At 70.7% G+C, this 10,249-nt stretch carries 9 protein-coding genes; 2 read left to right on the top strand and 7 right to left on the bottom strand.

The features are described from left to right. The 6 genes from AOK15_RS35030 to AOK15_RS35005 form a co-directional block, all read right to left on the bottom strand. A partial coding sequence (locus AOK15_RS35030; RefSeq protein ID WP_157870465.1) for a serine/threonine-protein kinase occupies nucleotides 1-1,240 on the bottom strand: 1,240 nt, incomplete at its 3' end. A 17-nt stretch (nucleotides 1,241-1,257) separates the two neighbouring features. After that, nucleotides 1,258-2,721, bottom strand: a complete 1,464-nt coding sequence (locus AOK15_RS35025) for a PASTA domain-containing protein (protein ID WP_240508738.1) — start codon at nucleotides 2,719-2,721, stop codon at nucleotides 1,258-1,260. Nucleotides 2,722-2,990: 269 nt separating this feature from the next. Further along, a complete protein-coding gene (locus AOK15_RS35020) occupies nucleotides 2,991-3,935 on the bottom strand; it encodes a cytochrome c oxidase assembly protein (protein WP_055522333.1) in 945 nt (314 codons plus the stop codon). Between the two features lie 106 nt (nucleotides 3,936-4,041). Next, nucleotides 4,042-5,067: a 6-phosphofructokinase gene (locus tag AOK15_RS35015; RefSeq protein ID WP_055522332.1), complete on the bottom strand. Its 1,026-nt coding sequence runs from the start codon at nucleotides 5,065-5,067 to the stop codon at nucleotides 4,042-4,044. Nucleotides 5,068-5,357: 290 nt separating this feature from the next. After that, complete coding sequence (locus AOK15_RS35010) at nucleotides 5,358-6,086, bottom strand: type 1 glutamine amidotransferase (protein ID WP_055522331.1); 729 nt, start codon at nucleotides 6,084-6,086, stop codon at nucleotides 5,358-5,360. A 23-nt stretch (nucleotides 6,087-6,109) separates the two neighbouring features. Further along, nucleotides 6,110-7,348, bottom strand: coding sequence for a Mur ligase family protein (locus AOK15_RS35005; RefSeq protein WP_055522330.1), 1,239 nt, complete (start codon nucleotides 7,346-7,348; stop codon nucleotides 6,110-6,112). A gap of 152 nt (nucleotides 7,349-7,500) precedes the next feature. Between AOK15_RS35005 and def the strand changes: the two genes are divergently transcribed. Then, nucleotides 7,501-8,040 (top strand): peptide deformylase, encoded by a 540-nt coding sequence (gene def / locus AOK15_RS35000; protein WP_185093804.1) that lies wholly within the window; start codon nucleotides 7,501-7,503, stop codon nucleotides 8,038-8,040. Between the two features lie 70 nt (nucleotides 8,041-8,110). Here def and AOK15_RS34995 read toward each other — a convergent pair whose 3' ends face one another. Next, nucleotides 8,111-8,758, bottom strand: coding sequence for a TetR/AcrR family transcriptional regulator (locus AOK15_RS34995; protein ID WP_055522328.1), 648 nt, complete (start codon nucleotides 8,756-8,758; stop codon nucleotides 8,111-8,113). Between the two features lie 167 nt (nucleotides 8,759-8,925). On the opposite strand from AOK15_RS34995, the gene AOK15_RS34990 reads away from it, so the two are divergent. Continuing rightward, nucleotides 8,926-10,152: an acyl-CoA dehydrogenase family protein gene (locus tag AOK15_RS34990; RefSeq protein WP_055522327.1), complete on the top strand. Its 1,227-nt coding sequence runs from the start codon at nucleotides 8,926-8,928 to the stop codon at nucleotides 10,150-10,152. The last annotated feature ends 97 nt before the right edge of the window (nucleotides 10,153-10,249 follow it).

Genomic DNA, 10,249 nt, shown 5'->3' with positions numbered 1-10,249 from the left:
AGGGCCTCGCGCCGCTTGCGGTGCCGCCGCCGAGTCCGCGGAGGTCCGGCAGGTTCTCCAGCCCGTACAGGAGCCCGCTCACCAGCAGGGCCAGGCCGAGGGTGGTCGCCACGCCGGCCAGCAGGGCCCTCGCCCGGTGATGAGGGCGCCGACCGTCGGTGCGGGTGCCGGGGGAGCAGCGGGCGGGGTGGGCGGGGCCGTGGTCGATGGCGGAGGCCCGGTCGGAGTGGTTGTCCGGCGCCGCGGTCGGTGCGGGCCAGGGCGTCTCGTGCCGCTGCCGGGAGGCGAGCACCTCCGGCTCCACGGTGTGCAGGGCCCCGCTCGCCCACTGCGGCTGGGACCCCAGGTCCGGATCGGTGCGGGGGTGGGCCCGCGGAGTCACGATCGCGGCGAGGGCCGCCTCGGTGTCGGCGGCGCTGATCCGGTGCACGGGGTCCTTGGCGAGCATCGAGGCCAGCAGCGGCTCCAGGGCGCCCGCGCGCAGCACCGGACGCGGTTCCTCCAGGACGACGGCGGTCAGGGCGGCGATCCCGGAGTCCCGGTCGAAGGGGCCGAAGCCCTCCACTGCGTAGTACAGCGTGCAGCCCAGCGAGAACAGGTCGGCCGCGGCGGTCGGCGGCCCGCCCTGGGCCCGCTCGGGCGCCAGATACCCAGTGGTCCCGACCAGCATGTGGGAGCGGGTGTACCGGGTCTCCTGGGTGTCGGGCTGCACGGAGATCCCGTAGTCGGTGAGCAGGACGCGCGCGTACGGCGATCCGGTGCGGTCGGGGGCGAGCAGGATGTTGGCCGGTTTGACGTCCCGGTGCATGATGCCGCGCTCGTGCCCGGCGGTCAGCGCGTCCAGGACCGCGAGTCCTGTCCGGGCGCACTCGGCGGGTGCGAGCGGGCCGCGTCGGGTGACGAGCGCCTTCAGGTCCAGCGCGCCGGGTACGTATTCCATGACGATCCACGGCAGCTCGTCGTGTTCGAGGACATCGTGCACGGTGACCACGTGGGGGTGACCGCGCAGCCCGGCGGCGTGCCGGGCCTCCGCGCGGGCCCGCGCGACCCGGGTGGCGCGGTCCTGCTCCTCCTCGCCGGGGTCGCGGAACACGATCTCCTTGAGCGCGACTTCGCAGTCCAGCTGCTGGTCGTGCGCGAGCCAGACATGGCCCATGCCGCCGCTGCCCAGGCGGTTCAGCAAGAGGTAGCGGTCGGCGATGACCCGGCCGACTCCCGACTCCGGTGCTTCGGACTGCATCGGTCACTCCCCAGGGTTCAGATCCATACGGGCTGGGCCGGGTTCTCGGCGGGGTCTCCGGTGTCGCCGTCGGCGCCCCGGCCTGGCTCTCCCGGACCTCCCGGGCCTCCCGAATCTCCGGGGTCCTCGGCCGGCGGGTCGCTCTCCTCCGTCGGGGTGGGGTCCGGCGGGGGAGGGGCCGCACTCGACGTGGTGGGTGTCGAGGCCGGGGTGGTCGGCTCCGCGGTGGGCGTCGATGTGGTCGGCTCAGGTGTCGGTGTCGGTGTCGGTGTCGGTGTCGGTGTCGGCGTCGGCGTCGGAACGGGCGTGGGCGTGGACCCGCTCGGCGAGGGGATCCCGCCGTCGGAAGACCCCACCGACCCCGAATCCGACCCCGAACCGGACCCCGCATCCGATCCGGATCCGGAGTCTGACCCGCTGTCCGCTCCCCCCGAGCCCGAGCCCGAGCCCGAGCCCGAGTCGGGCCCAACGTCCGCGCCCCCGGAGCCGGAGCCGGAGCCGGAGCCCGAGTCGGAGCCGGAACCCCCCGACGCCGCCCCCGAGTCGGTGCCGGTACCGCCGTCCGACGGCGGCACATCCGTCGGCTTCCAGTCCACCGTCAGCGTCACCGCGTCACCGAACTCCCGCTTCGAGCCCGCTCCAGGGCTGGACCCCGTCACGGGAGCGTCGCTCGGCGGCATCTCGTCGCCCTCCACGACCACCGCGAGCCCGTCGTCCGCCAGGGCCGCGCTCGCCTCGCCGAAGGACTTCCCCGCAACCTCCGGCACCGTCCGCCGTTCACGAGCGTCGAACGTCTCGTCCGACTCTCCCGCGGTACCGACGTCCCGGCTGATGCCCTGGCCGGGGTCCTCGACGTCGACGAGCTTGATCTCCTTCAGCTGCTCGGGCGCGGGCTTCACCACGACCGTCGAAGACTCGTCGTAGCTCTCCCACTCGTCGTTGCGGTCGTCGAACTTCACCTCGACGCGCTCGGGATCGTCGTCGAACGCCCGCAGGGGATTTCCGCAGCTGCACTTCACGGCCGGCAGCCCCTGTTCGTCCACCAATACGGCGATGCCCGCTTCCAGCAGCGCGTCGAAGGGGACGCCTTCGCCGCTCTTGTAGTCGTGGTTCTTCACGAGCGTGTCGTGGCGCAGGAGAACGGGGGTGAGGTCGTCGAGATAATCGCTGATTCCGTCGACCTTCAACCCCACGATGTCGGCCCAGACCTGAGCCTTTTTCCGGTTTTCGGGATCGGTCAGAAAACGTTCGAGTTTGTCGATGTCGCAGATCTTCGGGCGCTTTTGCGTTCCGCCGTAGAGGCCGGGTGCGTTCCCCTGCTGGAGCCCGCTGTGCGGCTCACGGGACGTGAGGTTCCTCTGGTCCCACCCCAGGCCGGCGTCCTCGTCGAAGAAGGGTGCGAGGGAGGCCACGCCCGCGGCGACCGCCCGCACCGGGAGCAGCGCCGGACCGGAATGACCGCATCCGCTGAGGACCACCACGCCCACTAGGAGAACGGCGATCCTGCGGACGGCCGATTCCCCGGCATTTCGCAAACACGTTCGCAGGCATACGTGAATTGTCATGACCGCTCCCCCCGGCGGTTTCCCCCGTCACCCCGCAGGGCGGAAGCGGGGCTCACGCATCATGCTACTGAAAGGAAAAGCCCTTCAGTCAAGAAAAATATGAATGTGCGGTCGTGGGGTCGAACAGAAGAATAGGGGTCACGGAAAGGGGAGTGACCCCGAGACCACGAGACCACGAGAAGGGCTCAGCGGCTGCGTGCGTTGAGTGAGGCCAGATAGGCGTTGTATGCCTCGAGTTCCTTGTCGCCGTCCCGGTCGGCAGCCCGGTCCTTGCGCCGCGCCTGGCGCTGTTCGGAGCCGTACCACTGGAAGAGCAGCGCGAGCAGCACCAGCACGGACGGGATCTCGCTGAACGCCCACGCGATGCCGCCGGCCGCGTTCTGGTCGGCGAGCGCGTCGATGCCCAGCGACGCGGGCGGGTTCTCGTACGACTTCACCATCGGCGTGGACGCCATCATCAGGGCGATGCCGAAGAACGCGTGGAACGGCATGCCCGCGAACAGTTCCAGCATCCGCATCAGATAGCCCGGCCGGTGCGGGCCGGGGTCCACGCCCATGATCGGCCAGAAGAAGAACAGGCCCACGGCGAGGAAGTGCACCATCATCGCGATGTGACCCGGCCTGGACCCCATCAGGAAGTCGAACAGCGGGGTGAAGTACAGCGCGTACAGGCTCGCGATGAACATCGGGATGGTGAACGCCGGATGTGTGACGATCCGCATGTACCAGCTGTGCAGGAACATCAGCAGCAGCTCACGGGGCCCCTTGCGGCCCTTGCCGGCCGTCGGCAGCGCCCGCAACGCCAGGGTCATCGGCGCGCCGAGCAGCAGCAGGATCGGCGCCAGCATGCTGATCACCATGTGCTGCACCATGTGCACGCTGAACATGACCATCCCGTAGTCGTTCAGCCGGGTGCACATCACCAGCATGATCATCAGCACACCCGCGACGAACGCGACGGTCCGCCCCACCGGCCACTTGTCCCCGCGCCGGACGAGCCGGACGACGCCCCACGCGTACAGCGCGAGCGCCACCAGACAGCCGACCAGGAAGAACGGGTCCGCCGACCACCCGAGCCCCCGCCCCAGGGTGAAGGGCAGGAGATCCGTGCCGTGCCCGCTGTGATCCATTCCGTCGGCTCCTGATTCGTGGGGGTTGAGCGCCGTCTGTCCGGCACCAGACTAGAACCGCCCCCGGCCGCGTCGGCGACCGGGGGCGGTACAGCGCTCGTATCACTCAGAGCACGCACTCGGCTTCGTCGTACCGCTCCTTGGGAACGGTCTTCAACGTCTCCACCGCCTCGGCGAGCGGCACCATCACGATGTCCGTGCCCCGCAGCGCGGTCATCCTGCCGAACTCCCCGCGATGCACGGCCTCCACCGCGTGCCATCCGAAGCGCGTCGCCAGCACCCGGTCGTAGGCGGTCGGCGTACCGCCCCGCTGCACATGCCCGAGGATGACCGGCCGAGCCTCCTTGCCGAGCCGTGCCTCCAGCTCGACGGAGAGCTGCCGGGCGATGCCGGCGAACCGCTCGTGCCCGTAGATGTCCTTGCCGCCCTCGTCGAAGGCCATGGACCCGGCCTTCGGCTTGGCGCCCTCGGCGGCCACGACGATCGCGAAGCGCTTGCCCGCCGCGAAGCGCTCGCCGACCCGCGCGGCCAGCTCCTCGATGTCGAAGGGCCGTTCCGGTACGACGATGGCGTGCGCGCCGGCCGCCATGCCGGAGTGCAGGGCGATCCAGCCGGTGTGGCGGCCCATGACCTCCACGACCAGCACCCGCTGGTGGGACTCGGCGGTGGTCTTCAACCGGTCCAGGGCCTCGGTGGCGACACCGACGGCCGTGTCGAACCCGAACGTCACGTCGGTGACCGCGATGTCGTTGTCGATGGTCTTCGGCACGCCCACGACGGGCAGCCCGTTGTCCGACATCAGGCGGGCCGCCTTGAGGGTGCCCTCACCGCCGATCGGGATGATCGCGTCGAGGCCGAGCTCCGCGAGATGGCCCTTCGCCCGCTCCACACCGTCCCGCAGATGCGAGGGCTGGACCCGGGAGGAGCCGAGGATCGTGCCGCCGCGAGCCAGGATGCCGCTCACCGCGTCGAGGTCGAGCTTGAGGTAGTCGCACTCCAGGAGGCCTTTCCAGCCGTCCCGGAAGCCGATGACCTCGTCGCCGTGGTCGACGACGGCGCGGTGCACGACGGACCGGATGACGGCGTTCAGCCCGGGGCAGTCGCCGCCGGACGTGAGGACACCAATGCGCATAGCCCGAATTACCTTCTCAACGTGGGCAGGATCCGGACCACGCTGTCCGGCGGAATCCCCGCCACCCTACCGGCGTCGGGGGGCCGGACCGTAGCGGGCGTCCGCCTGCTGGACGCCCCCGCACAGGTGAGCGCACGCCTGGTCAGACGGGCTGTCACAGCTGAGCGGGGGCGGTGTCAGACGGGCTTCGGTACGGGCACTGAGGAACCGTTTCTCGGGTTCCTCGGCCCGCCTCGCCGAAGGTGCGCGGACCTGGGCCGACGCCGTCCGGGCCGGTCCGCACGGACGCGTTACGCGGGCTCGGTGGCCGCCGCGATCCGCTCGTTGCGTAGAGCCTCGAACCAGCGGTCGTCGGTCGGCGGCAGCGCGTTGACGTCGAGCGCCAACTTCAGCAGCAGATCGGCGATCAGCGGGTTCCGGGCGAGCACCGGACCGTGCATGTAAGTGCCGAACACGGTGTCGTTGTACGCGCCCTCCGTGCCGTCGCCCGTGCCGTTGCCCTTGCCGAGCCGCACGTTCGCGAACGGGCGGGCGGTGGGGCCGAGGTGGGTGACGCCCTGGTGGTTCTCGAACCCGGTCAGCTGGGGCAGCCCGAGACGCGGGTCGATGTCCGCGAGGACGTCGCCGACGCACCGCTCGCCCTCGCCGCGGACCGTGGTCACGTCGAGCAAACCGAGGCCCGGCTCGCGCTGACCGAGGTCGTTGACGAACTCGTGGCCGAGGATCTGGTAGCCGGCGCACACCGCGAACACGATCGCGCCGTTGTTCACCGCCTGGTACAGATGCCCGTCACGGCGCAGCCGCTCGGCCGCGAGCCGCTGCGGACGGTCCTCGCCGCCGCCGATCAGATAGATGTCGCCGGAGGTCGGGATCGGCTGGTCGCTGCGCACGTCCAGCCGGGCCACGTCCAGGCCGCGCTGACGCGCCCGGCGCTCCACGACCAGCACGTTGCCCTGGTCGCCGTAGGTGCTCAGCAGGTCCGGGTAGACCCAGACGACCCGCAGGCTGTTGTCACTCATGAGTTCCCCTCGAGTCCTCGTGGTCAGTTGCCGACGCGGCGGCGCAGGTCCTGGAACGCGGTGTAGTTCGCGATGACCTCGATCCGGCCCGGCGGGCACATCTGCACCGCCTGGTCGAGGCTGTCGCACACCTGGAAGTGCTGGTTGGCCACTTCCAGACGCACCGCGAGGTCGAGCTTCCGGTCGCCCAGCACGAAGATCGGGTGGCCGGTGAGCCGCGTGTAGTCGACGTCCCACAACCAGGAGGTGTCGGTGCCGTCGGCGCCGCGCGCGTTCACCGAAAGGATCACCGGCGACGGCGGCGGGTCGATCAGCGAGAACGTCTCCAGCCAGCCCGCCGGGTTCTTGGCGAGCAGCAGTCGCAGATCACGCTGCATGAACTGCACCACGTCATAGCGTCCGGCGACGGCCTGCACCTGGTACATCCGCTCCAGGGCGACCTGCGGGGGCACCCCGAAGACGGCGGCGACGGCGGCCGACGAGGCGGCGTTCGCCTTGTTGGCGCGGCCCGGCAGCTGGAGATGGATCGGCCAGGCCGAACCGTGCGGGTCGAGGACGTGGTCGCCGGAGAGCGCCCAGCTCGGGGTGGGCCGGCGGAAACCGCACTCACCGCAGAACCAGTCGTCGCCCGGGCGCTGCATCACACCGCCGCACGACGGGCACGACCAGGCGTCGTCCTTCCACATCTGGCCGACGGCGACCCAGACGACGTTGGGGGAGGACGACGCGGCCCACACCACCAGCGGGTCGTCGCAGTTGGCGACGACGACGGACTTGGTGCCGGCCAGGCCCTCGCGCCAGGCCTCCGCCATCATGCGCGTCTCGGCGGCCCGGTCGAGCTGGTCGCGCGAGAGGTTGAGCAGCGCGATGCACTTGGGGTCCGTGTCCCGTGCCACACCGGCGAGGTACTTCTCGTCGACCTCGATCACACCGAACTTGGAGTCGGAGTTGCCGGCGAGCGCCGAGGTGATGCCCGCGGGCATGTTGGCGCCCAGCGCGTTCGACACGACGGGGCCCGCGGCGCGCAGCGCCTCCGCGATCAGCCGGGTCGTGGTCGTCTTTCCGTTGGTGGCGGAGACCAGGACGACGTCCAGGTTCTGCGCCAGTCGTGCCAGCAGATCGGGGTCGAGTTTGAGGGCCACCCGACCGCCGATCACCGATCCGCTACCGCGTCCCGCGGCACGCGATGCCGCCGCGACCGCCTTGCCCGCCGTCACGGCCAGCTTGGCCCGCGGCGTCAGCGGGTCCGAGTTGCCTGCCATCAGTTCTCGATCCTCCTTGCGTACAGCGCCGCGCCCAGTCTCGGCAACGTGTGGACCAAAGCCTATCGAGATCCACTCACGCGCCCGAATCTTGCCGGGCCGGTAGCACCGACGGGACCGGCGATATCGGGTCCGAACGTACTCTTGCGCCCATGCGAAGCGGCTCGATTCCCGGCGCCCGAGGGCGCGTTCTCCCCATGACACTGCTCGGGGACCCCGTCCTGCACGCCCCTTGTGAAGAAGTCACGGAGTTCGGTCCCGAACTCGAGCGGCTCGTGGAGGACATGTTCGCGACGATGTACGCGGCGCGGGGCGTGGGTCTGGCCGCGAACCAGGTGGGCCGTGCGCTGAGGGTGTTCGTGTACGACTGCCCGGACGACGAGGACGAGCGCCATCTCGGCCATGTGGTGAACCCGCGGCTGGTGTCGGCGGACGGGATCCTGCTGCGCGGGCCGGAGGGCTGTCTGTCGCTGCCCGGACTGGAGGCGGGGGTGGAACGGTACGACGAGGCCGTGGTGGAGGGGTACACGGCCGACGGGGACCGCGTACGGGTGCCGGGGACCGGGTTCTTCGCGCGGTGCCTCCAGCACGAGTGCGATCACCTCGACGGCCGGGTGTACGTGGACCACCTCTCGGGGTGGCGCCGTTCCCGGGTGCGGCGGAAGATCGCGAAGGCGCCGTGGGGCGGCTGACCTGCCGAGGGGCGCGGCTACGCCGGCGCGGGTCGTGCGGCGCCCCACGCCCCTTCGGGCGCGGCCGGGGTCAGAAGCCCGGGCCGCCCACCTTGTCGCCCGCGGCCGCCAGGCGGCCCCACAGGAGGTCGGCCATGCTGCGGACCAACTCGGCCCTGGTGCAGGGGCGTTCGCCGAGCCACCAGTCGCCCGCGGCGTGCATCATGCCCACGATGCCGTGGCCCCAGATCCGTGCGAGCCGGCGGCTGTCGGGGCCGAGGTCGAGGCGGTCCTCTATGACCTTGCCGAGTTCCTCGCCCATGCGCCGCAGCAGGGGCGCGGAGAGCTTGCCGACGTCGAAGCCCTGGTCGCCCCCGGGCTGGCCGCCCTCGGCGGGATGCATCAGGAAGCGGTACACCTGAGGGCGGGCCTCGATGGCCGCGAGATAGGTGTCGAGGGTCGCCTCGACGCGCTCCCGGCGCTCCGCCGGGGCGTCCAGCGCGGCCCGCAGGGAGTCCAGGAGGGCATCGGTGTGACGCTGGGCGAGCGCGGCGTAGAGTCCGCCCTTGTCGCCGAAGTGGCGGTAAAGGATGGGCTTGGTGATGCCCGCCTCGGCCGCGATGGCGTTCATCGACGCCCCCGGGCCGTCGCGGAGCACCACGCGGTCCGCGGCCTCCAGCAGCTCGCGCCGACGGCGGTCGGCGGACCGTTCCTGGTCGGTCGACTGCGTGGTGTCCATGTCTCTCCCCCAGTGCAGATTTCGGTGACGCCTGCGCAAAGTAGCACTGACGGACACGTCACGATCGAACGGGCTGCCGAGGCCGACCCGGGAGTTGACTTTTCCTACCGACCGGTAACAGACTCGCGTTACCGCAGGTAACATCTTAGTGCAGTGCTGGAGGCGTCATGGCCGAGTTCACGATGGAACTCAACGAGGAACAGCGAGAGGTCCGCGACTGGCTGCACGGATTCGCCGCCGATGTGATCCGGCCCGCGGCCGCCGAGTGGGACGAGCGCGAGGAGACGCCCTGGCCGGTCATCCAGGAGGCAGCCAAGGTCGGCATCTACTCCCTCGACTTCTACGCCCAGCAGTACTTCGACCCCACCGGCCTCGGCATCCCCATGGCCATGGAGGAACTGTTCTGGGGTGACGCCGGCATCGCGCTCTCCATCGTCGGCACCGGCCTCGCGGCGGTCGGCGTCCTCGCCAACGGCACCGAGGAGCAGATCGGCACCTGGATCCCCCAGATGTACGGCGACGCCAACGACGTCAAGGTGGCCGCGTTCTGTTCCTCCGAGCCCGACGCCGGCTCCGACGTCGCCTCCATGCGCACCCGCGCGGTCTACGACGAGGCCAAGGACGAGTGGGTCCTCAACGGGACGAAGACCTGGGCGACCAACGGCGGCATCGCCAACGTCCACGTCGTGGTGGCCGTGGTCGACGCCGAACTCGGCTCCAAGGGCCACGCGTCCTTCATCGTCCCGCCGAACACGCCCGGCCTGTCCCAGGGCCAGAAGTTCAAGAAGCACGGCATCCGCGCCTCCCACACCGCCGAGGTCGTCCTGGAGGACGTGCGCGTCCCCGGCTCCTGCCTCCTCGGCGGCAAGGAGAAGCTCGACGAGCGCCTGGCGCGGGCCCGCGAGCGGGCCAAGGCCGGCGGTGAGCGGGTGAAGAACGCGGCGATGGCCACGTTCGAGGCGAGCCGGCCCGCCGTCGGGGCGATGGCCGTGGGCACCGCCCGCGCCGCCTACGAGGTCGCTCTGGACTACGCCAAGACCCGTGAGCAGTTCGGTCGGCCGATCATCGACAACCAGGGCGTCGCGTTCCAGCTGGCGGACATGCGCACGTCCGTGGACGCGGCCCGGCTGCTGGTGTGGCGGGCCTCCTGGATGGCGATCAACGGCAAGCCGTTCACCGCTGCCGAGGGGTCGCAGTCGAAGCTGTTCGCGAGCGAGACGGCGAAGAAGGTGACGGCGCAGGCCCTGCAGATCCTCGGCGGCAACGGATACACCCGGGAGTACCCGGTGGAGCGGATGCACCGGGACTCGGCCATCTACACGATCTTCGAGGGGACGAGCGAGATCCAGCGGCTGGTGATCGCCCGCACCGTCTCGGGGATGTCCATCCGATAGCACCTCGGGCCCGTCCGTGCGGCGCAGCCGGGACCGTCCGTGAGGCGCGCCGCAGACCTGTCCGTGAGGCGCGCCGCGCCCCCGGGTGACGGTCACC

This window comes from Streptomyces ossamyceticus (assembly GCF_001418475.1).
In the GTDB taxonomy this organism is placed as follows: Bacteria; Actinomycetota; Actinomycetes; order Streptomycetales; family Streptomycetaceae; genus Streptomyces; species Streptomyces ossamyceticus.
This window is presented reverse-complemented; position numbering and strand designations above follow the sequence as displayed.